The sequence below is a fragment of the Diaphorobacter caeni genome, assembly GCF_015354245.1.
Classification (GTDB): domain Bacteria; phylum Pseudomonadota; class Gammaproteobacteria; order Burkholderiales; family Burkholderiaceae_C; genus Diaphorobacter_A; species Diaphorobacter_A caeni.
In genome coordinates this window covers 276,803-300,234 of sequence record NZ_JADKYZ010000003.1, presented here as the reverse complement: position 1 = coordinate 300,234, position 23,432 = coordinate 276,803, and the positions used below count along the sequence as shown (strand labels likewise).

The 23,432-nt window shown below is 64.0% G+C and carries 19 protein-coding genes; 6 read left to right on the top strand and 13 right to left on the bottom strand.

Going from position 1 to position 23,432, the window contains the following annotated elements:
• The first annotated feature begins 47 nt into the window (after positions 1-47).
• Entirely contained in the window at positions 48-1,145 is a 1,098-nt protein-coding gene (gene zapE, locus ISG32_RS09075; RefSeq protein ID WP_194770692.1) for a cell division protein ZapE, read from the top strand.
• 1 nt (position 1,146) lies between these two features.
• Entirely contained in the window at positions 1,147-1,839 is a 693-nt protein-coding gene (locus ISG32_RS09070; protein WP_194770691.1) for a hypothetical protein, read from the top strand.
• Positions 1,840-1,863: 24 nt separating this feature from the next.
• Here the strand turns inward: ISG32_RS09070 and ISG32_RS09065 are convergent, their stop codons facing one another.
• On the bottom strand, positions 1,864-2,700 hold the full coding sequence (locus ISG32_RS09065) for a PP2C family protein-serine/threonine phosphatase (protein ID WP_194770690.1): 837 nt from the start codon (positions 2,698-2,700) through the stop codon (positions 1,864-1,866).
• Between the two features lie 219 nt (positions 2,701-2,919).
• Between ISG32_RS09065 and ISG32_RS09060 the strand changes: the two genes are divergently transcribed.
• Positions 2,920-5,064 carry an ATP-dependent DNA helicase gene (locus tag ISG32_RS09060; protein WP_194771008.1) on the top strand — a complete coding sequence of 715 codons (2,145 nt, stop codon included), beginning with the start codon at positions 2,920-2,922 and terminating at the stop codon, positions 5,062-5,064.
• Here the strand turns inward: ISG32_RS09060 and ISG32_RS09055 are convergent.
• A complete protein-coding gene (locus ISG32_RS09055) occupies positions 5,015-5,812 on the bottom strand; it encodes an outer membrane protein assembly factor BamD (protein ID WP_194770689.1) in 798 nt (265 codons plus the stop codon). The two genes, ISG32_RS09060 and ISG32_RS09055, sit on opposite strands and share 50 nt — an antisense overlap.
• 172 nt (positions 5,813-5,984) lie before the next feature.
• Between ISG32_RS09055 and dnaE the strand changes: the two genes are divergently transcribed.
• From dnaE to clpA, 3 genes are all read left to right on the top strand, one after another.
• Positions 5,985-9,530: a DNA polymerase III subunit alpha gene (gene dnaE, locus ISG32_RS09050; protein ID WP_194770688.1), complete on the top strand. Its 3,546-nt coding sequence runs from the start codon at positions 5,985-5,987 to the stop codon at positions 9,528-9,530.
• Between the two features lie 80 nt (positions 9,531-9,610).
• Positions 9,611-9,967: an ATP-dependent Clp protease adapter ClpS gene (clpS, locus tag ISG32_RS09045; protein ID WP_194770687.1), complete on the top strand. Its 357-nt coding sequence runs from the start codon at positions 9,611-9,613 to the stop codon at positions 9,965-9,967.
• 62 nt (positions 9,968-10,029) lie between these two features.
• The gene (gene clpA / locus ISG32_RS09040) at positions 10,030-12,372 is read left to right on the top strand and encodes an ATP-dependent Clp protease ATP-binding subunit ClpA (protein ID WP_194770686.1); all 2,343 of its coding nucleotides are present in this window, start codon (positions 10,030-10,032) and stop codon (positions 12,370-12,372) included.
• 302 nt (positions 12,373-12,674) lie between these two features.
• Here clpA and ISG32_RS09035 read toward each other — a convergent pair whose 3' ends face one another.
• From ISG32_RS09035 to ISG32_RS08985, 11 genes are all read right to left on the bottom strand, one after another.
• Positions 12,675-13,322, bottom strand: coding sequence for a trimeric intracellular cation channel family protein (locus ISG32_RS09035; protein WP_194770685.1), 648 nt, complete (start codon positions 13,320-13,322; stop codon positions 12,675-12,677).
• Between the two features lie 57 nt (positions 13,323-13,379).
• Positions 13,380-13,850 (bottom strand): macro domain-containing protein, encoded by a 471-nt coding sequence (locus ISG32_RS09030; RefSeq protein WP_194770684.1) that lies wholly within the window; start codon positions 13,848-13,850, stop codon positions 13,380-13,382.
• Between the two features lie 78 nt (positions 13,851-13,928).
• On the bottom strand, positions 13,929-15,203 hold the full coding sequence (locus tag ISG32_RS09025; RefSeq protein WP_194770683.1) for an acyl-CoA dehydrogenase family protein: 1,275 nt from the start codon (positions 15,201-15,203) through the stop codon (positions 13,929-13,931).
• A 57-nt stretch (positions 15,204-15,260) separates the two neighbouring features.
• Complete coding sequence (locus ISG32_RS09020; RefSeq protein WP_194770682.1) at positions 15,261-16,391, bottom strand: phosphotransferase family protein; 1,131 nt, start codon at positions 16,389-16,391, stop codon at positions 15,261-15,263.
• A gap of 700 nt (positions 16,392-17,091) precedes the next feature.
• Positions 17,092-17,808: a Crp/Fnr family transcriptional regulator gene (locus tag ISG32_RS09015; RefSeq protein WP_194770681.1), complete on the bottom strand. Its 717-nt coding sequence runs from the start codon at positions 17,806-17,808 to the stop codon at positions 17,092-17,094.
• 73 nt (positions 17,809-17,881) lie between these two features.
• Complete coding sequence (locus tag ISG32_RS09010) at positions 17,882-18,661, bottom strand: oxepin-CoA hydrolase, alternative type (protein ID WP_194770680.1); 780 nt, start codon at positions 18,659-18,661, stop codon at positions 17,882-17,884.
• Between the two features lie 52 nt (positions 18,662-18,713).
• Positions 18,714-20,243: a 3-hydroxyacyl-CoA dehydrogenase gene (locus ISG32_RS09005; protein ID WP_194770679.1), complete on the bottom strand. Its 1,530-nt coding sequence runs from the start codon at positions 20,241-20,243 to the stop codon at positions 18,714-18,716.
• A 66-nt stretch (positions 20,244-20,309) separates the two neighbouring features.
• Entirely contained in the window at positions 20,310-21,218 is a 909-nt protein-coding gene (locus ISG32_RS09000; RefSeq protein WP_194770678.1) for a thiamine phosphate synthase, read from the bottom strand.
• Between the two features lie 4 nt (positions 21,219-21,222).
• The gene (locus ISG32_RS08995) at positions 21,223-22,032 is read right to left on the bottom strand and encodes a thiazole synthase (protein ID WP_194770677.1); all 810 of its coding nucleotides are present in this window, start codon (positions 22,030-22,032) and stop codon (positions 21,223-21,225) included.
• A gap of 46 nt (positions 22,033-22,078) precedes the next feature.
• On the bottom strand, positions 22,079-22,276 hold the full coding sequence (gene thiS / locus ISG32_RS08990) for a sulfur carrier protein ThiS (protein ID WP_194770676.1): 198 nt from the start codon (positions 22,274-22,276) through the stop codon (positions 22,079-22,081).
• Between the two features lie 28 nt (positions 22,277-22,304).
• Complete coding sequence (locus ISG32_RS08985; protein WP_194770675.1) at positions 22,305-23,390, bottom strand: FAD-dependent oxidoreductase; 1,086 nt, start codon at positions 23,388-23,390, stop codon at positions 22,305-22,307.
• Positions 23,391-23,432 lie beyond the last annotated feature (42 nt).

Here is a 23,432-nt window from a genome sequence, read left to right as displayed (position 1 = left end):
CAGGCGGTGGCGGCTATTTGTATTTTTGAGGTTTGGGAGACACGACAGTGAATGTGAAAGAGGCTTACGAGGCGGCGCTGGTCACGAAGGGGTTCAAGAGCGATCCGGCTCAATTGCGGGCGGTTGAGGCGCTGCAGCGTTGCGCGGATGACTGGACGGCCTATAAATCCAAGCGCTCGAACGCCATCAAGAAGCTGATCAATCATCCGGATCTGCCCAAGGGCGTCTACATGTACGGCGGGGTGGGGCGGGGCAAGAGCTTTCTGATGGAATGCTTCTACAACGCCGTGCCGATCAAGCGCAAGACGCGCCTGCACTTTCACGAGTTCATGCGCGAGGTGCACCGCGAGCTGCACCAGATGCAGGGCACGCAGAACCCGCTCGACGTGCTGGGCGCCAAGATCGCCAAGCGTTACAAGCTGATCTGCTTTGACGAGTTCCACGTCGCTGACATCACCGACGCGATGATCCTGTACCGTCTGCTCGATTCGCTGTTCAAGAACGGCGTCGGCTTCGTGACCACCTCCAATTTCAAGCCCGACGACCTGTATCCGGACGGTCTGCACCGCGACCGCATTCTGCCCGCGATCGCGCTGCTCAATCAGCACATGGAAGTGGTCAACGTGGACAACGGCACGGACTACCGTCGCCGCACGCTCGAGAACGCCAAGCTCTATCACACGCCGCTGGGTCCCGAGGCCGAGGCGGCGATGGAAGAGACCTTCAACCAGCTCGCCGAGGTGCCCGATGAGAGCCCGGTGCTCAAGATCGAGGCCCGCGAAATCCGCGCCAAGCGCCGTGCGGGTGGCGTGGTCTGGTTCGAGTTCAATGAGCTGTGCGTCGGACCGCGTTCGCAGAACGACTATCTGGAAATCGCGACCCAGTTCCACACGGTGCTGGTGTCCAACGTGAAGCACATGCCGGTGAACATGGCTTCGGCGGCGCGGCGCTTCACGTGGCTGGTGGACGTGCTGTATGACCGTTCGGTCAAGCTGATTATTTCGGCCGAGACCGCGCCGGAGCAACTCTATACTGAGGGACCCTTGGCGCACGAGTTTCCGCGCACGGTGTCGCGCCTCAACGAGATGCAGTCCAAGGAATATCTGGCGCTGGAGCGCCGCACGGTAGATACGCACCTGACCTGATATGAAGCTTCGCACGAGTCGCACCCGCCTTGCCACCTGTCTTGTTGCCCTGCAGCTGGCCTGCCTTGGCGGCGCGGTGCTGTCCGCCGAGCCCAAGGTCTCCGATGAGCAGGCGCAGCGGGACGCCGAGCGGGCGGACATCCAGAAACAGCGCAATGACGTCGAGCAGCGTTTGAAGAAGGAAGAGGCAACCTGCTACAGCCAGTTCGTGGTCGAGTCGTGCCTGCGCTCGGCGCGATCCAAGGCGCGTACAGAAGACGGCGCGCTGCGCTCGCGTGAATTGGCCATCAACGAGGCCGAGCGCCGCGAGAAGGCAGAGGAGCGCCGCAACTTCATCCGCGAGAGCGAAGAGCAGCAGCGGGAAAAGGGTGAGGCGGGACGGGCGAAGTCCGAGGCCTCAAGCCCCGAAGCGCAGGCCGAATCCCGCGAGAACAGCCGCGCTCAGCGTGCGCAGGAAGCGGAGCAGCGTGCACGCCAGCAGAAGTCACGTGAGGCGGCCAACGCGCAGGAGCAGAAGTCCCGTGAGGCCTCGCAGCCCGGCAAGGTCGAGCGAGCCCGGATGCAGTACGAGGCCAAGCAGCGCAAGGCGGCGGAGCGGCGCGCCAAGCACGAGCGCGATCTGGATGACGCAGCGAAACTCGGCAAAACGGGTGCCGCACCGCTGCCCGCGCCATCGGCGTCGGGCGGCAACTGAAGCCAGCCAATCAATCGGGGCTGTTCAGCGCTGAGGCACGTAGTTGCCGAGGCTGTGGCCTTCCGAGCTTGCAAGTTCAGACAGGCTGGGAATCTTTTTCTCTTCTTCCAGCGCCTCGACCTTGACGATCACGAGCGACAGGTTGTCGCCGGTTCCGCGCGCGCGGGCGCGGGCCTTGTCGATCAGGAATTCCGTCGCTTCGCGTGGCGTGAGCGAGTTCACGACGGAGGCGAGCTCCGTGGGGGCGAAGTAGTGCCAGACACCATCGCTGCAGGCCAGGATCACGTCGCCCGGCTGCAGGACGGGAATCATGTGGGTGGCGGCGGGTGGATCGCTTTCGGTTCCGAGGCAGCCGACCAGAATGTTGGAGTGCGGATGGCTGTGCGCCTCGGCCTCAGTCAATTCGCCGCGATCGACCAGCGTCTGCACATAGGAGTGGTCGCTGGTGCGCTGAAGCATGTGGCCGTTCTGCACATGGTAGATGCGCGAATCGCCCGCATGCACCCAGTGGCATTCGCCACGCGGCGTGATCAGAAAGGCCGCCAGAGTGCTGTGGGGTTCCTGTTCGGAAGAAATGGCGGTGAGGCGGATGACGATGTGCGCCTCGGTGACGATGTGCTTGAGCATCGTCGGGCCGTCATCGGATTCGGGGGAGAATCGTTCGAACAGTTGCTGTGCTGTGAGCAGCACCTGATCCGATGCCTTGCGCCCGCCGCTGCGTCCACCCATGCCGTCTGCAACAATGCCGAGCACGCAACCATTGAACCGGGGGTGCGAAAACAGTGCGACCCGGTCTTGCTGGTACTCCCGATCCCCCTTGTGGATGCCGGTGGAGGCGGTCAGTCGAAAGGCTTTGGACATGTTGGAAAACTCTGTGTTTCTCTTCTGTTCGTTGTATGGCTGTCGTGACCCGAGTTTAATCGGTCGATGACCATGAACTCCTCTGGCGTCGATTGTTGCGGCAAAAGTGATTCCGAATCTAATGAATTTTGATTATTTTCTGCAGTTTGGCGCGAAACCCACTCATTTGAGCTGCGTTGGACACTGTTTCGTGCTCGGGAGGCTGAGATCGTGAACGCCATGGGTGCCCTGGAGGCCGATGTGCGCTCCCTGCTGGGTGAGGGCGGAGCGCTTGCGCAGTCGTACGAGAACTTCCGTCCCCGGCAGGAGCAACTGGAAATGGCACAGGCCATTGCCGAGACGATTGATGCGGGTGGTTGCCTGGTGGTGGAGGCGGGCACGGGCATCGGCAAAACGTTTGCCTACCTGATCCCCGCACTTCTGAGTGGCGGACGCGTGCTGATTTCCACTGCGACCAAGGCGCTGCAGGACCAGTTGGTGAACCGCGATCTGCCGCGTCTGCAGGAGGTGCTGGCGCGGCACCGCGCCGTGCATCGCCGGGTGGCACTGCTCAAGGGGCGCGCCAACTACCTTTGTCTGCATCGGTTGGATCAGGCCGTGGAGGGCGTACTCGAGTCGGGCGTTTTGGGTTCACCGATTCCGGTCGTCCGTGCCTGGGCCCAGTCCACGCGCAACGGGGATCTCGCCGAGCTGGGCGAGTTGGTAGCGGACGGGCATCTGCAGGCGCAGATCAGCTCCACGCGCGACAACTGCCTGCGCGGCGAGTGCCCGCGCTACCACGATTGCCATGTGTTCCGCGCGCGCAGGCAGGCCATGGCGGCGGATGTGGCGGTGGTCAATCACCATCTGTTTTTCGCCGATCTGGCGGGCGCGTCCGAGGGCGGCGAATCCGATCTGCTGGCGCATGCGCGAGTGGTCATCTTCGACGAGGCGCATTCGCTCAATTCAGTGGGGCAGCAGGCGTTCGGTCTGGAATTCAGCTCGCGCCAGCTGGTGGCGCTCGCGCACGACCTGCAGCACTCCGGCACACAGGAGGCGCAGGGCATGCGTGACTGGACGGCACTGGCCATGGAGCTGCTCGATGCCGCGCGGGCGCTGGCTGAAGCCTGCGCCGCGCTGCCCGACAATGGCCGCGTGGCATGGCAGGATGAAACGCCCGACGGAGTGCCCATCGCCAAGTGGAAGCGCGCGTGGGAGGCGGTCACGGGCAGCCTGCGCGCGACCCTTGCCGAGCTGGATGCGGTGACCGCCGCATCACCCGATCTGCTGAGGCTGCACCAGCGTGCGGTGGTGATGCTGCAGGCGCTGATGGCGCTGTCGTCGATCGAGGATGTTTCGCGTGTGCGCTGGCTGAGCCGGACGCGGGATGGCGTGCATCTGTCGCAGACGCCGTTTCGCGCTGGGCCGGATCTGCAGCGGATTTGGGCGACGGCGCAGCCGCGCGAGAAGGCTGATGAAGAGGAAAGCGCGTGGGAGGACGAGGAGGGCGAGCAGGACGACTTGCAACCCGATGGGGGGAGCGAGGGGCATAAGCCGCGGGCCTTCATCTTCACCTCCGCCACGCTGGGCACCAACGAGGCGCTTGACTGGTTCACCGCGCCACTGGCGCTCTCGGATGCCAGGGTCATGCGGATCGCGAGTCCGTTTGACTATGCTTCGCAAGCGACGTTGTTCATTCCCGAGCATCTGCCGTCGGCCAACGATCTGCAGCATGGAGCCCAGCTGGCCGATTGGCTTGTGGACTCTCTGGTGCGCCTCGGAGGGCGAACGCTGTTTCTCACGACCAGTCTGCGCGCGATGGACGAGGTGGCGCGGGTGCTGCGCGAGCGCCTCGTGAATGCGCCGCAGATCGAGCTGCTGGTGCAGGGCGACATGCCGTCGAGCCGGATCGCGGAGCGGTTTCTCGCGAGCGCGCGCAGTGGCGAGAGCGGCATTCGGTCAGGCTGCGTGCTGGTGGCGTCGCACACCTACTGGCAAGGATTTGACGTGCCCGGCGATGCGCTGCAGATGGTGGTGATCGACAAGCTGCCGTTTCCCGTGCCCACCGACCCGCTGGTTGAAGCCTATGAGCAGTATCTCGTTGCGCAGGGGCGCAATGCGTTCAAGGAGTTCGCTTTGCAGGAGGCGGCCATGGCGTTGCGCCAGGGAGCGGGGCGGCTGATTCGCGGCGAGACGGATGCCGGCATGCTGGTGGTGGCGGATGCGCGTCTTGCCAAGGGCTATGGCAAGTGGCTCCAGCGACAGCTGCCGCCGATGCGGCGACTGGCGTCGGAAGCCGAATTTCAGTCGGAGATGGAGCGGCTGTCCGAAGGACTTACCAGAACTTCCACCACGGATCGCTCTTCTTCGCAAAGCCCGACTTGAGGAACTCGCTGTTCGGGTAGGAGGCCTCGATCACGCGGCGGGTGTCGTCGCGCAGCTGCTCAAGGCCCAGCGCGTCGTACGAGCGCATGAGGATGTACAGCGCCTCTTCGACGGCGGGCACTTCCTTGTAGTCCGCGACGGCGATCTGCGCGCGGCTGATGGCGGCCACGTAGGCTCCGCGCTCGTAGTAGTGGCGCGCGACGTGCACTTCGTACTGGGCAAGCGAGTTGACGATGTACGTCATGCGCTGGCGGGCATCCGGGGTGTAGCGGGACTCGGGGAAGCGGGTCACCAGATCGTGGAACGACTCGAACGAGTCCTTGGCGGCCTTCTGGTCGCGCTCGGACAGATCCTGGCGCGACAGCCACGAGAACATGCCCAGGTCTTCGTTGAAGTTGACCAGTCCCTTCAGGTACAGCGCGTAGTCGGTGGCCGGCGAGGAGGGGTGCAGTTTCAGAAAGCGGTCCAGCGTGGCGACGGCCTGCGCCTTGTCGTTGTTCTTGTACTGCGCGTAGGCTTTTTCGAGCTGGGCCTGCTGGGCGAGCGGCGTGCCGGCGGCGCGGCCTTCAAGCTTCTCGAACAGCGGCACCGCCTTGTCGTAGCTGCCGGAATTCGCTTCGTCGCGGGCTTCGGAATAGATCTTGTTGGGGCTCCAGCCTGCAGTTTTGTCTTCGGTAGTGCTGGAGCAGCCCGCCAGAAGGCCGGCAGCCAGCAAGGCAGAGATCAGGGGCAGAGTCAGACGCGACATAACAGCAGTATTTCCCGCAAAGGACGAATTGAGCATCAGTTTAGCCACCAGCCGCATAGGGATATGCCGTCTGGCCGCAAATCGTTGGCAAACGGTCATTGTATGCGCCACTGAAGGGTTCGGGTCTTTGCGTCGGCAACGGACCGCGCACAAGTTTCTACAATCACCCCATATGTTTGTTCACTTGCGCCTACACACCGAATTCTCCGTGGTCGACGGAACCACCCGGGTCGACGACATCATCAAGGCGGCCGTCAAGGACGGCCAGCCCGCGATGGGTCTTACCGATCTGAACAATATGTTCGGAGGGGTGAAGTTCTACAAGGCGGCGCGCGGCAAGGGGCTCAAGCCCGTGGTCGGCGCGGAAATCAGCGTGCCGATGGAAGGCGATGGCAGTCCGTTCGCGCGGATGATTCTGCTGATTCAGAGCAATCAGGGCTATTTCAGCCTCTCGGAAATCCTCGCCCGCGCCTGGACCAGCAACGTCGTGAAGAACGTACCGCTCGTCAAATGGGAGTGGCTGGAGGAACTCAACGACGGTCTGATCGCGCTCTCCGGTGCGCAGGCGGGGCCGGTGGGCCAGCCGCTGATGCGCGGTGACGAGGCCAGCGCCAAGGACCAGGCGCTGCGTCTGGCGCGGATCTTCCCGCACCGCTTTTACATGGAGATACAGCGCGCAGGCCGCGGCGACGACGAATCGCATCTCACGCAGGCGGTGCAGCTCGCGGCGCGCATGAATCTGCCGGTGGTCGCGACCCACCCGATCCAGTTCGCCACCGCCGATGACTACGAGGCGCACGAGGCGCGCGTCTGCATTGCGGAGGGCGAGATTCTGGGCAACCAGCGCCGCATCCGCAAGTTCACGCGCGACCAGCATTTCAAGACCGCCGCCGAGATGGAGGCGCTGTTCGCCGATATCCCATCGGCCATCGAAAACACGCTGGAAATCGCCAAGCGCTGCAATCTGACGCTGGTGCTCGGCAAGCCGCGCCTGCCCGATTTTCCGACGCCGAACGGCATGCCGATCGACGACTATTTCCGCTATGCCTCGTATCAGGGGCTGGAAGAGCGTCTGATCTACCTGTTCCCGAACGAGACCAAGCGCGACAAGGAGCGCCCGCGCTACGTCGAGCGCCTGGAGTTCGAGCTGCACACGATCTTGCAGATGGGTTTCCCCGGCTACTTCCTGATCGTGGGTGACTTCATCCAGTGGGCCAAGAACAACGGCTGCCCGGTGGGGCCGGGCCGTGGATCGGGTGCAGGCTCGCTCGTGGCCTATGCGCTCAAGATCACCGATCTGGATCCGCTGCAGTACGCGCTGCTGTTCGAGCGCTTTCTGAATCCCGAACGTGTTTCGATGCCCGACTTCGACATCGACTTCTGTCAGGGCAACCGTGACCGCGTGATCGACTACGTCAAGCAGAAGTACGGCAAGAACGCCGTGAGCCAGATCGCCACCTTCGGCACGATGGCGGCCAAGGCCGCGATCCGCGACGTGGGCCGGGTGATGGACATGAGCTACACCTTCTGCGACGGCATTTCCAAGCTGGTGCCGGGCAAGCCGGGCATGAGCTACACGCTCGCCTATCCGCCCGAGCAGAAGATCGAGGGCGACAAGAACAACTACGCGCTCGAGCTCGAGCCGCTGCTCTACGACCGCGTGCGCAACGAGGAAGACGTGCGCACCGTGATCGAGATGGCGCAGAAGCTCGAAGGCACGACCCGCAGCATCGGCATGCACGCCGGTGGCGTGGTGATCGCGCCGGGCAAGCTGACCGATTTCTGCCCGCTCTACCAGCAGCCGGGCAGCGACTCCGCCGTGGCGATGTACGACAAGGACGACGTGGAAGACGTCGGCCTCGTGAAGTTCGACTTCTTGGGGCTGGCGACGCTGACCATCCTTGAAATCGCCCGCGAGTTCATCCAGAAGCGCCACAAGGGCAAGGAGAACTTCGCGTTCGAGGACATTCCGCTCGACGACGCGCCGACCTACCGTCTGTTCTCCGACGGCCTGACCGAAGCCGTGTTCCAGTTTGAATCGCGCGGCATGCAGGGCATGCTGAAGGAAGCGCGCCCGAGTCGTCTCGAAGACCTGATCGCGCTGAACGCGCTGTACCGTCCGGGGCCGATGGACCTGATCCCCAGCTTCGTGAACCGCAAGCACGGCAAGGAAGTGGTGGAGTATCCGCATCCGCTGGTCGAGAAGGTGCTGTCCGAAACCTACGGCATCATGGTCTATCAGGAGCAGGTGATGCAGACCGCCCAGGTGCTGGGCGGCTACTCGCTCGGCGGCGCCGACTTGCTGCGCCGCGCGATGGGCAAGAAGAAGGTCGAGGAGATGGTCAAGCACCGCGGCATCTTCCGCGAGGGAGCCGCCAAGAACGGCATCTCCGAGCAGAAGGCCGACGAGGTGTTCGACCTGATGGAGAAGTTCGCGGGCTACGGCTTCAACAAGTCGCACGCGGCCGCCTATTCGCTGCTGGCCTATCACACCGGCTGGCTCAAGGTGCACTACACGGCGGAGTTCTACTGCGGCAACATGACCGTGGAAATGGACGACACCGACAAGCTCAAGGTGCTCTACGAGGACGCGGTCAAGAACTTTGGCATGACCTTCGAGCCGCCGGACGTGAACCGGGGCATGTACCGCTTCGAGCCAGTGACGGACAAGGTGATCCGCTATGGTTTGGGCGCCATCAAGGGCACGGGCCAGGCGGCCATCGAGGCCATCATCGCCGCCCGCGAGGGCAAGGGCGAGGGTCCTCAGGGCCATGTGCAGGGACCGTTCACCAGTCTGTTCGACTTCTGTGTGCGCGTGGACAGGAGCCGCATCAACAAGCGCACCGTCGAGGCGCTGATCAAGGCTGGCGCGTTCGACGCGATCCAGATGAACCGCGCGGCGCTGTCGGCGTCGCTCGACACGGCCTTCGAGTTCGCCACGGCGACCCACGCCAACGCCAACCAGTGCGGCCTGTTCGACATGATGGGCGACGACGCGCAGGGCTCGAGCACCAAGGAGCCCGAGCTGGCCGACGTGCTGCCCTGGGGCATCAAGGAGCGCCTCACGCAAGAGAAGACAGCCATCGGCTTCTATCTCTCGGGCCATCTGTTCGACGAGGTGGCGCTCGAGGTGCGCAAGTTCGTGCGCACGCCCATCGACGAGTTGCAGGACAACCGCGAAGTACAGACTATTGCCGGAATTGTCACGGACTATCGCGTCATCAATGGTCAACGTGGAAAGCTCGCGCTGTTCAAGATTGATGACAAATCAAAGGTCCTGGAGGCCTCGGCGGACGAGGGCGTGATCAACGCGTCCATGCCGATCCGTGACGACGACTTCATCGTCGTGGCCGGACGTCTGCAGCTCGACCATTTCAGCGGCGGGCTGCGGGTCAAGGTGCTGCAGGTCTCCGATCTGGCCGGAGCCCGCGCCAAATATGGAAAGTACCTGCGGGTCAAGGTGGAGGACGAGGTGCCGGACGTGGGAGCCATCGTGCGCGAATTCCCGCCCAAGGTGGAGAACACCGAGCACGGCGAAACCCTGCGCAGGGGGCTGCGCGTGCGTCTGGACATGAAGATCAGGTCAGAGCGCGGTGCGGCTGTGGCCGAGCTCAATCTGGGGGATGCGAGCAGCTTTTTCCCGACCGACGCGGCGCTGGCCGCGTGGAGCAGCATCGCGGGTTCCGAGGCGGTCTCCGTGGTCTACGACCACGGCTGAAACGGCGTGTCTTGAAAACCACTAATATGGCTCTATCTGAATTCCAATTTTGATGGATCAAGCTCGCTAGAATGATCTTCATGGCTACGAAACCTCCTTCCAGACCGAACGTCCCACCCGCCAAGCCCTCGCGCGATGAAGGCGGGTCGGTCGTGCTGGAGCGGCGCACCCTGCGGACCGAACCTCCGAGGATGTACCAGGTCGTCATGCTCAATGACGACTACACGCCCATGGAATTTGTGGTGGTCGTGCTTCAGGAGTTCTTCAACAAGGACCGCGAAGCCGCCACACAGATCATGCTCAAGATTCACCTGGACGGCAAAGGTGTTTGCGGGGTTTTCACCCGTGACGTCGCTGCAACCAAGGTGGAACAAGTTCTCGACGCCGCACACAGGGCAGGGCATCCTTTGCAATGTGTGTGCGAGCCGGTTGAATAAACGGCATGGCGCCCCGATCTACAGTCAATCTCTGAAACGCAAGCACAAAGGAGTTCTCACTCATGATTGCCCAGGAACTGGAAGTAAGCTTGCACATGGCCTTTGTTGAGGCCCGCCAGCAGCGCCACGAATTCATCACCGTGGAGCACCTGCTGCTCGCTCTGCTCGACAATCCCAGTGCAGCCGAGGTGCTGCGCGCATGCGCGGCAAACATTGACGATCTGCGCGCCTCGCTGACGAATTTCATCAAGGACAACACACCGCAGGTCGCAGGAACCGACGAGGTGGACACGCAGCCCACGCTGGGATTCCAGCGTGTGATCCAGCGCGCCATCATGCACGTGCAGTCCACCGGCAACGGCAAGAAGGAAGTGACCGGCGCGAACGTGCTCGTCGCGATCTTCGGCGAAAAGGATTCGCACGCCGTCTACTACCTGCACCAGCAGGGCGTGACCCGCCTCGACGTGGTGAACTACATCGCCCACGGCATCAAGAAGGGTGAACCGCCCGAGCCCACCAAGTCGGAAGGCCAGCCCGAGGCCGAGGAAGGCGGTGGCGAGCGCAACGAAAAGGCGTCTCCGCTCGAGCAGTACACCCTCAACCTGAATCAGGCCGCCAAGGAAGGCAAGATCGATCCGCTGATCGGTCGCCAGTACGAGGTGGAACGCACGATCCAGATTCTGTGCCGTCGCCGCAAGAACAACCCGCTGCTGGTGGGTGAGGCAGGCGTTGGCAAGACCGCGATTGCGGAAGGTCTGGCATGGCGCATCACGCAGAACGATGTGCCGGAAATTCTGGCCGAGGCGACCGTGTACTCGCTCGATATGGGCGCGCTGCTGGCGGGCACCAAGTACCGTGGTGATTTCGAGCAGCGTCTGAAGGGCGTGCTCAAGTCGCTCAAGGACAAGCCGAACGCCATTCTGTTCATTGACGAAATCCACACGCTGATCGGCGCGGGCGCCGCATCGGGTGGAACGCTGGACGCATCGAACCTCCTGAAGCCCGCTCTGTCGAGCGGTCAGCTCAAGTGCATCGGCGCGACCACGTTCACGGAGTACCGCGGCATCTTCGAGAAGGATGCAGCGCTGTCCCGCCGCTTCCAGAAGGTCGACGTGGTCGAGCCCACCGTGGCGGAAACCATCGACATCCTCAAGGGTCTCAAGTCGCGCTTCGAAGAGCACCACAGCGTCAAGTACGCTCTGGCTGCGCTGCAGGCTGCGGCCGAGCTGTCGGCCAAGTACATCAACGACCGTCACCTGCCTGACAAGGCGATTGACGTGATCGACGAGGCCGGTGCGGCCCAGCGCATTCTCGCGCCCTCCAAGCGCAAGAAGACCATCGGCAAGACCGAGATCGAAGAGATCGTCGCCAAGATCGCGCGCATTCCGCCTGCGAACGTGTCCAACGACGACCGCAGCAAACTGCAGACGCTGGAGCGCGATCTGAAGAGCGTGGTGTTCGGTCAGGATAAGGCGCTGGACGTGCTGGCTTCCGCCGTGAAGATGGCGCGTTCGGGTCTGGGCAAGGGCGACAAGCCGATTGGCTCGTTCCTGTTCAGCGGCCCCACGGGCGTCGGCAAGACCGAAGCGGCCAAGCAGCTGGCCTACATCATGGGCATCGACCTGATCCGCTTCGACATGTCGGAGTACATGGAGCGCCATGCGGTGAGCCGCCTGATCGGTGCGCCTCCGGGCTATGTCGGCTTCGACCAGGGCGGTCTGCTCACCGAAGCCATCAGCAAGAAGCCGCACTCGGTGCTGCTGCTCGACGAAATCGAGAAGGCGCATCCGGACATCTTCAACGTGCTGCTGCAGGTGATGGACCACGGCACGCTGACCGACAACAACGGACGCAAGGCCGACTTCCGCAACGTCATCATCATCATGACGACGAACGCGGGTGCCGAGACCATGAACAAGGCCACCATCGGCTTCACGAATCCGCGTCAGGCGGGCGATGAAATGGGCGACATCAAGCGTCTGTTCACGCCGGAGTTCCGCAACCGTCTGGACGCCATCGTGAGCTTCAAGGCGCTCGACGAGCAGATCATCCTGCGCGTGGTGGACAAGTTCCTGCTGCAGCTGGAGACGCAACTCGCCGAGAAGAAGGTGGAAGTGACCTTCACCGACGCGCTGCGCAAGCATCTGGCCAAGAAGGGCTTTGATCCGCTGATGGGCGCACGCCCGATGCAGCGCCTGATCCAGGACACGATCCGTCGTGCGCTGGCGGACGAGCTGCTGTTCGGACGACTGACGGACGGTGGGCGCCTGACGGTGGACATCGAGCATGGCACCGATGAGAAGGGCAACGAGACGTCCGAAGTCAAGCTCGACATCCAGCCCCTGCCCAAGAAGGAGCGCACCAAGTCCGAACCGGCCGAACCCGAAGAGGCGACGACGGATTGATTCCGGATTCGCGTTGAATAGAAAGCCCGCTGCTTGTAAGAGCAGCGGGCTTTTTTGTGTTCTACGAAGCCTTTGGCTTCGATGGTTGTTCGTGCGGGGGCGCCAATACAGGCTCTCATGCTTCGTTGTGAAGGCTTGCCGTACCAAAGTACTGTCTGCGCCTTCACGCCTCGCCTGAGAGCCTGTCTTGGCGTTGGGGCTGGAGATTCCGGCGCTGCTTTCGCTGCGTTGGTTTTGCTGCGTGAAGACCGCGATCCGGTTTTTTGTTCTTTTGTTTTGTTTTTCTTTTCTTTGCTTGGTTTTTACTCCACTCGCCAGGATGGGATGCGCCATTGCCGCCACATGGCCGTGGCGCGTAGTCCTGCGGTGACGACTACGCAGGCGAGCATCGGGGCGGTTTCTGGCAGGCCGGGCCATTGGCGCAGAAGCAGGGCCACGCAGCCTCCTGCGAAGGCGCAGATCGCATAAGGTTGGTGGTCTTTGAAGGCCTGGGGGATTTCGCCGCAGAGCACGTCGCGCAGCACGCCGCCGAAGACTCCGGTGACCACGCCCATCATGACGCTGATGAGGGGCGACATGCCAAGTTCGGCGGCCATGTCGACGCCGACGGCGGTGAAGAGGCCGAGGCCGAGCATGTCGGGCCAGAGCATCGCGCGTTCGGTGATGTGGAAGTGCTTCTGGCGCAGGAAGACGATGGCCATCAGGCTGATCGCCATGACGGCCCAGACGAGGTAATCGTTGCTGGCCCAGAAGAACGGGCGGTTGTCCAGCAGCAGATCGCGCAGCGTGCCGCCGCCGAACGCCGCGATGAAGGCCATCACGCAGACTCCCACCACGTCGAGCTTCTTGTGCGCGGCCTTGAGTACGCCGGAGAGCGCGAAGGCGACGGTGGCCGAAACCTCGAGGATCTGGCGGGCGGTGTCGATGAGCTGCGGGGTGTTGATCGGCATGGCCCGCATTGTGGCCTCAAACGCGGGCAAACCATGCAATGGCCCGGGTCCGGGCCGTCAGTCGTTGGCGAAGCGGACCAGCCGCACCTCGCCACCATAGCGGTGGCGCTCTATTTCGGTGTGCATGAGGTGCTCCACCGCGTCTTCGCCGCCGCCTCCGGTGCCCGCGCCGATCAGCGGAAGGGCGATGGATTCAAAGCGCTGGGCAGCGGCGAGATCGAGCGCGTGGCGCGTGGAGGCGCTGATGGATTGAGGCGTTGAGCGCCACCACATGCTGATGCCCGCGACATGGATGATGGCGCGATGCGGAAGTCGGCCCGCGCCGGTGAGGACGGCGTTGCCGAGCGGAATCGGCCCGTGCCGCGCCAGTTCGCGGAAGGGCGCGAGACCCGCACGCCGCTTGATCGCGCCCGAGACGCCCTGTGGAATCAGCAGCCACCACGGAATGATGTTGCGGTTCCATGCGTTGACGATGGCATCGACGGGCTGGTCGAGCAGATTGCCTTTGACGAGGATGTATGCGCTCATGCCGCAGATGTTGCGGCATGCGGCAATCGTGTGCAAAGCGTGCAGGCGCAGGCATCGCTTCGGAGCGTGTTCGCGCTCTCAGAAGCCGCGTGTGACGGGCGCCGCAGCGGGCGTGGCTTCGGGGCGGTATTTGCCGAGCTCCCACTTGGCGATGGCGTTGCGGTGCACTTCGTCCGGGCCGTCGGCGAAGCGCAGGGTGCGCACCAGCGTGTAGGCGTAGGCGAGCGGGAAGTCGTCGCTCATGCCGCCGCCACCGTGCGCCTGAATGGCCCAGTCGATGACCTGGCAGGCCATGGTAGGAGCGACGACCTTGATCATGGCGATCTCCGTTCTCGCGACCTTGTTGCCGGCGGTGTCCATGAGCCATGCTGCCTTGAGCGTGAGCAGGCGCGCCATGTCGATCTTGCAGCGGGCCTCGGCGATGCGCTCCTGCGTGACGGTCTGTGCCGCGATGGGTTTGCCGAAGGCGACGCGTTCGCTCGCGCGCTTGCACATGAATTCGAGCGCGCGTTCGGCAAGGCCGATGGTGCGCATGCAGTGGTGGATGCGGCCGGGGCCGAGGCGGCCCTGGGCGATCTCGAAGCCACGGCCTTCGCCGAGCAGGATGTTGGCTGCAGGAACGCGCACGTTGTCGAAGAATATCTCGACGTGACCGTGCGGCGCGTCGTCGTAGCCGAACACGGTGAGCGGGCGCACGATGCGGATGCCGGGCGTGTCGGCAGGCACGACGATCATGCTCTGCTGCGAGTGCTTGGGGGCGTCCGGGTCGGTCTTGCCCATGACGATGAAGACCTTGCAGCGCGGATCGGCTGCGCCCGAGATCCACCATTTGTGGCCGTTGATGACGTAGTCGTCGCCGTCGCGCGTGATGCGGGTGCAGATGTTGGTGGCGTCGGAGGACGCGACCTCGGGCTCGGTCATGGCGAAGGCGGAGCGGATCTCGCCGTCGAGCAACGGCTTGAGCCAGCGGGCCTTGAGCTCGTCGCTGCCGTAGCGCGCGATGGTTTCCATGTTGCCGGTATCGGGCGCGGAGCAGTTGAAAACCTCGCTCGCCCACGGCACGCGGCCCATGATTTCGGAGAGCGGTGCGTATTCCTGATTGGTCAGACCCGCGCCCTGATAGCCCGCGATCTCGGCCGTGTCCTGCGGCAGGAACAGGTTCCAGAGGCCCTCAGCCTTGGCTTTTTCCTTGAGGCGTTCGATGACGGGCAGCGGCGTCCAGCGCTTGCCTGCCGCGGTGTTGGCCGCCAGCTCTTTCGCGTAGTCGGCTTCAGCCGGGTAGATGTGCTGCTCCATGAACGAGCTGACGCGCGCCTGCAGCGCCTTGGTTTTGGGTGAGTAGTCGAAATCCATGTGAACCAACCTCCTGAGTGTTTGTCTGTTGATATGAAATGTGGTGAGTCGTCGTGATCAGCGTTTTGCCGCGTCGAACTTCTGTGCGAAGGACCATGCGAGCTGCGCGAGTGGCGTTGTCTGCGCGCCCGTGGCCTTGGCTTCCGCGCTGGCGGCGGTGCCGGCTTCAACGCGCTTGGCGATGCCCTGCAGGATCGCGGCGATGCGGAACATGTTGTAGGCGAGGTACCAGGGCCAGTCGCTGCGCAGTTCTTCGCGGGTGGTGATGCCGTGCTCCTCGCAGAAGCGCGCGATGCCGGTGCGCTCGCAGTAGCGGGTGATGTAGCTGTCCTCGTCGGGAATGCCGAGCGCCGCGATGTCGAGGCCGCCGATGCCGCGCGAGAGCTGGTGGGGGATGTGCCAGCTCATGCAGTGGTAGCTGAAGTCCGCGAGGGGATGGCCGAGCGTGGAGAGCTCCCAGTCGAGCACGCCGATCACGCGCGGCTCGGTGGGGTGGAACATCAGATTGTCGAGCCGGTAGTCGCCATGCACGATGGAGACGAGGCGTTCGTCGCGGGCGCTTGCGGGCATGTGCGCGGGCAGCCATCGCATGAGCAGGTCCATCTCGGGGATCGGCTGAGTGACCGAGGCCTGGTACTGCTTGCTCCAGCGGGCGATCTGACGTTCGAAATAGTTGCCGGGCCTGCCGTAATCGGCGAGGCCGCGTGCCTTGAAGTCCACGCTGTGCAGGGCGGCGATCACGCGGTTCATCTCGTCGTAGATCGCGGCGCGTTCGGCGTTGCTGTTCATGTCTTTGAGTGACTGGTCCCACAGCACGCGGCCCTGCATGAACTCCATGATGTAGAAGGCGCGGCCGATGATGGCCTCGTCCTCGCACAGCGCGAGCATCTGCGGGACGGGCACGTCGGTGCCTGCGAGCGCGCGCATCACGGCGTACTCGCGTTCTATGGCGTGGGCGGAGGGGAGCAGTTTGGCGACCGGGCCTGGCTTGGCGCGCATCACGTAGCTGCGGCTTGGGGTGGTGAGTTTGTAGGTGGGATTGGATTGGCCGCCTTTGAACATTTCTACGCTCAAGGGGCCTTGGAAGTCCTGGATGTTCTGGCTCATCCAGTCGTTGAGCGCGTGGGCATCAAACGCGTGGCGGTCGGTGACTGGGCGGGTGCCTGTGAAGGCGTCGAATTGGTTCATTCGAAACTCCTTATTTCACTGGATGTAGGGGCGTGAGGTGCTCTGCTTGGTGTTCGCGCTGCTGTGGCGTGGAGGGCGGAGGCCGGGAGTTCCGCCCGGCGGCGGAGTAACTTTTTGGTCTTGCCCAAAAAGTCACCAAAAATGCGCTTTTGAATACCCGCGGCAGAACTCACTTCGCGCTGCGCGCTTCGTTCGGGCAACCGCCGCGAGTCAGTGTTTAACCAAGAGGTGTGTTCGGCACGTCGCTGCGCTCGTGCAGAGGCATCTCGCGATTTCGCGAGATGCGGGAGGGACTGGGGTGAGTGGTTGGGTGCGCAGTGCGTCGACGACGCGTATTTCGTCGCGGGGCTGGTGCATCGCTGCTGCACCGCAGAGTGCAGCAGCGCCTTCCCCGGTTGGCACTCTGACTCACGATAGTTGCCCGAGCGGAGCGACGCAGTCGCGCAGGGAGTTCTATCGTCTGACTTCAAGCGCATTTTTTGGTGACTTTTTTGTGCGCAAGCAAAAAAGTCACTGCCCCGCCGGGGGCAGTCCCGGCCAGCGCAATCAAAGCAAGCACTGCGCGAGCAAGAGGCACTTGATTCGCTGCGGCGATGCTCATCGGTTTTGAGCGTTCGTGCACCACTTCGCAAGTCACTGCCCCACCGGGGGCAGCCTCGGCCAGCGCAATCAAAGCACGCGCTGCGCGAGCAAGAGGCGCTTAATTTGCCTCGGCGATCCGCATGAGTTTCGAGCGATCGCGAACCACGAGGCCACCTGCTTCGATGCGGATGGCGTCCTCGCGCTCCATCGCCTTGAGTTCCTGGTTCACGCGTTGGCGCGATGCTCCCAGCAGCTGCGCCAGTTCTTCCTGCGCGAGTTGCAGGCCGATGCGGATCTCGTCGCCGTCCGCAAGGCTCGGCACGCCGTAGCTGCGGGCCAGATGCAGCAACTGCTTGGCCAGGCGTGAGCGCAGGGGCAGGGTGTTCAGGTCTTCCACCAGGCCGAAGAGCTGACGGATGCGGCGCGACTGCAGCTGGAGCAGGGCGTCGTAGAGTTCGGCGTGCTGCGAGAGAATCTTCTTGAAGTCGGCGCGGGCGACGCACAGGATGGTCGAGTCGCCATGTGCGTAGGCGTCGTGCGTGCGGCGGTCTCCGTCGAACATCGCCACGTCGCCGAACCAGATGCCGGGCTCCACGTAGGTCAGCGTGATCTGCTTGCCGGAGATCGAGGTCGAGCTCACGCGCACGGCGCCACGGGCGCAGGCGATCCACTCGTCCGGTGGATCGCCGCGCGCACTGATCAGCCCTCCATCGCGAAATCTTTTGACGTAAGCGCATCGAAGAATGTCATGCCGCAGCGAAGGCGACAAGGATGAAAACCAGCGACCACTGTTGATCGCTTCACGTTCTTCTATGCTAAGAATCGGCTCGTCCATAGGCTGTCTTTTGGGTGACTGACATGGCACTGGCTGTCACTCGCGTGACCGGTGCCTCTGCAAGCCTTTCATCTTACTGATAACGGGCAGTGCGTTTCTCGAAGAAGGCCGCAATGCCTTCGCCCGCGTTGGCGTGCGAGAGGTTTTTCACGAAGTGATTGCGCTCCTGGTCAAGGTGCTCATGCAGGCTGTTGCCGCTGGCTTCGGTGACCAGCTCCTTGATGCTGGTGAGCGCGTTGGGTGCGCGCTGATTGAGCGTGCTCGCCAGTGCCAGTGCTTCGTTCAGGGCATCGCCCGGTTGCGTGAGGCGGTTGACGACGCCCAGCGCGTGCAGGCGCTGCACGTCGACCTTGTCGGCGCCCATGAGGATTTCCATCGCGAGCTGGCGTGGCAGCGATTGGGCGAGGCTCCAGGTGCCGCCACCGTCGGGTGACAGTCCCACGCGTGCGTAGGCCATGATGAACACGGCGTCGCGCGAGGCGACGATGAGGTCGCAGGCCAGCGCGAGCGAGAAACCGGCACCGGCCGCCGGACCTTCAACGGCGGCGATCACCGGCTTGGGAAAGTTGCGGATGGTGTCGATCCAGCCGTGCAGCGCGTTCACGCCGCGCGCCTGCTCCTCGGCGCTTTCCTGCCTGCGCGCCTGCAGCCGGTTCAGGTTGCCGCCCGCGCTGAACATGCCGCCCGCGCCAGTGATGACCACGCTGCGGATGTCGCGGTTGCGCTCGGCCCCGTTGAGCGCCTCGACGCCGGCCGCGTAGATGTCGGGGCTGAGCGCGTTGCGCGTGCTGGGGTCGTTGAGCGTCAGGATCAGCGTGTGATCGTGGCTGGAGCTTTTGAGTTCGGCGGGCATGGCGGTTCGTCTCTTCTTTCTGGTTCTGTGCGGTGTTCAGATCACGCCGTCATCACTCTTCTTCGTGCATCAGGCTCAGGCCGATGGCGCCGCGGCGGCGCAGCCAGGGGCTTGGGCGGTAGCGGGTGTCACCGTAGACGGTCTGCATGTTGAACAGCACTTCGAGCACGTTGGTGGGACCCCAGAGATTGCCCATGGCAAGCGGTCCCATCGGGTAGCCGAGGCCCAGCGTGACGGCGGTTTCCAGATCCTTGGGGCTGCAGATGCCTTGCTGGCAGATGTCGCTGGCGATGTTGACGATGGCGGCCACGACGCGCTGCGTCACGAAGCCACCGCTGTCGCGGATCACCGAGACCTTCTTGCCGTCACGCGCGAAGAGGGCGTGCGCGGCGTCGCGGTAGTCGGTGCGGGTGGCCGGGTTGGTGGCGAGCACGCGGCGCTTGGTGGCGGCGTCGTCGATGAGCATGTCGATGCCGATGGTGCGCGCGGGGTCGAGGCGCTCGACCACGGCCACGGTCGTCACATCGAAGCCGAGCGGCGCCACCAGCGTCAGCGCTTCGGAGGATGGGGACTGGCCGGTTTCGATGCGCGCGCCGAGATCCTTGAGCAACTGGTAAAGCTCTGCACGACGGGCCGCGCGGGTGGAGACCCAGACCGGTGGAATGTGATCGACCTGCGGAACCGGCTGCTCTTCGGGCACCTGCTGCACGCCGTTGTCGTACTGGTAGAAGCCTTCGCTGGTCTTGCGGCCGAACACGCCACCGGCCACGCGCTGCGCGGCGATCACGCTGGGGCGGTAGCGCGGCTCCTGATAGTACTGGTTGTAGATCGACTCCATGACGGGATGCGACACGTCAAGGCCGGTCAGGTCCATGAGTTCGAACGGGCCGAGCTTGAAGCCGACCTGGTCGCGCAGGATGCGGTCGATGGTGACGATGTCCGTCACGCCTTCGTTCAGGATGCGCAGCGCCTCCGTGTTGTAGCCACGGCCCGCGTGGTTGACGATGAAGCCCGGCGTGTCCTGCGCGGTGACGGGGGTGTGACCCATCTCGCGGGCGTACTGGGTGAGGCGCTCGCAGGTGACGGCGTCGGTCTTGAGTCCGGCGATCACTTCGACCACCTTCATGAGCGGCACGGGATTGAAGAAGTGGTAGCCCGCGAAGCGATGCGCAGACTTGAGCTGGGCGGCGATCGCGGTGACCGACAGCGACGAGGTGTTGGTCACCAGCACGGCGGTGCTCTCGACGATGGTCTCGAGTTGCGCGAAGAGTTCACGCTTCACGTCGAGGCGCTCGACGATGGCTTCAATGACCAGATCGCAGCTCGAGAGATCACCGAGCGTCGTGACCGGCTGGAGCAGGGCGGACCATTGCGTGACCTTGGCCGGATCGATCTTTCCCTTTTCCGCGAGCTTCTGCCATTGCTGCTCGATCTGCTTTTGCGCAGCGACTGCCGCCTCGGGGTTGGTGTCGAAGAGGCAAACCTTGCTGCCCGCCTGTGCGGCGATCTGCGCAATGCCACGGCCCATGGCACCGGTGCCAACGATGCCGACCTGAGAAAAAGTAATGGATGTGCTGCTCATGCCGCGATTATGGCGGCATGAGTGCTCACATGGCACGTTTGTCAGATGTGAGAATTTTTCCTGACGTCATGAGCCCATGGCATGCATGAGCTCGGCGGCGGCCTTCTCCGGGTCGGCCGCATTGACGATGGCCCGCACCACGGCAATGGATCCCACGCCGGTGGCGAGGATCTCGGGGAACTGCTCGAGGCCGATGCCGCCGATGGCGACTTGACTGTAGTTGCACATCAGCTTTGCATATCGCTCAAGGCGCGCCACGCCCTGCGGCACGGTGGCCATTTTCTTGAGCGTCGTGGGAAACACCGCGCCCATGGCGATGTAGCTCGGGGCGACCGCATCGGCGCGCACCATCTCTGCATAACCGTGGGTGCTCACGCCAAGGCGCACGCCGGACTCGCGCAGGGTCGAGATTTCTTCCTGCGTGAGCGCGTCGAGATCTTCCTGGCCCAGATGCACGCCATAGGAGCCCGCGGCAATCGCGATGCGCCAATGGTCGTTGATGTAGAGGTGCGCACCGGTACCGCGCACCGCCTCGACGGCGGCACGGACCTCGGCCTCGATGGCCGCAGGATCGGTGGATTTGAAGCGCAGTTGTACGGTCGGCACGCCGGCGCGGGCCATGCGGCCGACCATGGCGGCGTCAGGCAGCACGGCGTAGAGGCCGAGCCGATTCGGGCAGGCGGCGAAGGGCTTGGCATGCGGCACGGGCTGCAGGCCGAAGTCCGCTGGTTCCACGGGCCATGCGGCCGCATCGAAGCGTCCGGTGCGTGCGGTCTGTGCTTGCCAGGCAGTAGCGACGCAGTCGGCGTCGTGCCCGATGAAGCCCAGCTGGCTGCAGGCGGCGAGCGCGGCACGGTAGACCGCATCGTCCTTGCCGGAGGGCGGTTCCGGCTGCGGCGGAAAATCGGCAAAGGCGCTGGCGTGCGCAGCCAGAATTGCCTGTGTCATCGCATCCACGGTCAGATCGTTTTGCATGGGCTCAACCATTGTTGTGGTGCCAGAACGGCGTGCCCAGCACCGGAGTGCTCGGCTGGGCGGAGTCCTGCGGCGTCATCGCGCCGGCGGTGCGCGCGGCGCGACCGGCACTGACCGCATCAGCGAACGCACCTGCCATCGCGACCGGATCGGTGGCCAGCGCCACGGCGGTGTTCAGCAGCACGCCGTCAAAGCCCCACTCCATCACCTGGCAGGCATGCGAGGGCAGGCCCAGACCCGCATCCACCAGCATCGGCACCGACAGGCGTTCGCGCAGCATCTGCAGCGCGTAGGGGTTGATGGGGCCACGGCCCGTGCCGATGGGCGCGGCCCAGGGCATGACGGCCTGGCAGCCCACGTCGACCAGGCGCTGGCACAGCACCAGATCCTCGGTGCAGTACGGCAGCACCCAGAAGCCCTCGCGGATCAGGTGCTCGGCGGTGGAGACGAGATTCAGCGTATCGGGCTGCAGCGTGTAGTCGTCGCCGATCAACTCGAGCTTGATCCACGGCGTGTCGAACACCTCGCGTGCCATCTGTGCGGTGGTGATGGCTTCCTGCGCACTGTGGCAGCCGGCGGTGTTGGGCAGCACCGGTACGTTCAGGCTGCGCAGCAGTTCCCAGAAGCTGCTGCCGGTCTCGGCCGCGTTGCTGCCCTGACGGCGCAGCGACGCGGTCACCATGCCGGGCTTGCTGCGCGCGACGGCGGCCTGCAGTACGGCGGGGGAGGGGTAGCGGGCGGTGCCCAGCAGCAGACGGCTTTGCAGCGTCTGGCCGTAGAGCACGAATGGATCGGTGTCGGGAGTAGGGGACATGTTGGGTTCAACCTTTTTTGTTTTTTGCTGATGGGAGAAGGTTCCATCAACCGCCGGTGACCGGCGCAATGACTTCCACCGCATCGCCCGCAGCCAGCGCGTGCTGCGCATAGCGGGCCTTGGGCACGAACTGCAGGTTCACCGCGACGGCGAACGGTGGCTTGGCCTGCATCTGCGCCACGAGGTCGGCGACGGTGGCGTTGTCTGGCAGGTCGATGTTCTTCTGGTTGACGGTCACGTTCATGGTGATATCGCTTTGGGTGCGGTGGATTTCAATCCAGCTGCACGGAAAGATCAAAACGGGGAGCGAGTGTGGATTGTCCGGTCTCCAGCACTTCCATGACCACATCCAGCATGGCGGGCGAGATCATGAAACCGTGGCGGTACAGACCGTTCACTTCGAGCACATTCTTGCGCACTTGGCGCACGGCGGGCAGATTGTCGGGCAGCGTGGGGCGGCATTGCGTGGCGATTTCCAAGATGCGCGCCTCGGCGAAGCCGGAATGTACCGCGTAGGCGGCCGAGAGCAGCTCGAGCGTCGAGCGCACGCTGGCGGGGGACATGTCGTCCGATTCGATCTCGGTCGCGCCGATCACGAACAGGTGATTTTCCTTGGGCGCGATGTAGATCGGATAGCGCGGATGCACGAGGCGCGTCGGGCGCTGCAGCGTGACCTCGGGCGCGTGCAGACGCACGACCTCGCCGCGCACGCCGCGCAGCGCATTCCAGGTGGGCTTGGCGCCGAGACCGCGGCAGTCCAGCACCAGATCGGCGTTGCCGGGCGTGACGTCCTCGGGCTGCTTCGGCGTGTTCCAGTGCACCTTCACGCCCAGCTCGGTCATTGCGACCTCGAGCGCCGTGAGCAGCTGGCGGTTGTCGAGCTGGCCTTCGCCGGGCAGGTACATGCCGTTGGCGAAACGGCTGGCGACGGCGGGCTCGAGCGCATCAACCTGCGCGCCGTTCAGCATTTCGAGCGGCTGGAGTTCGGGGATCTGGGTCTGCGTCTGGGTGAGCTTGTGCTGAAAGCGCGTGGCCTCGCCCGCATCAAGCCGGTGCCAGAGAATCAGGGTGCCGTTCTGCTGGAAGAACACGGGCTGCGAGAGTTGGCTGATCAGTTCCTGCCAGCGGGGCAGCGCGTACTGGCCCATGCGCACCACGCCGGGTTCCGTCACGGCCGACTCGGCCAGCGGCGCGAGCATCGCTGCCGCCACGCGCGCGGCGGCGCCTTGCGCATCGGGGCCCTGCGCCTCGAAAACCTCGACGCGGCGGCCCTTGCGCGCCAGCTCGACGGCCAGCAGCCGGCCCATGAGGCCCGCGCCCAGAATCGTGATCGTGGAGTTTTTTTGAAGCGGAAGCATCTTGTCCTATTTCGTCCAGTTCCAACCCTATCTCTTCAATAG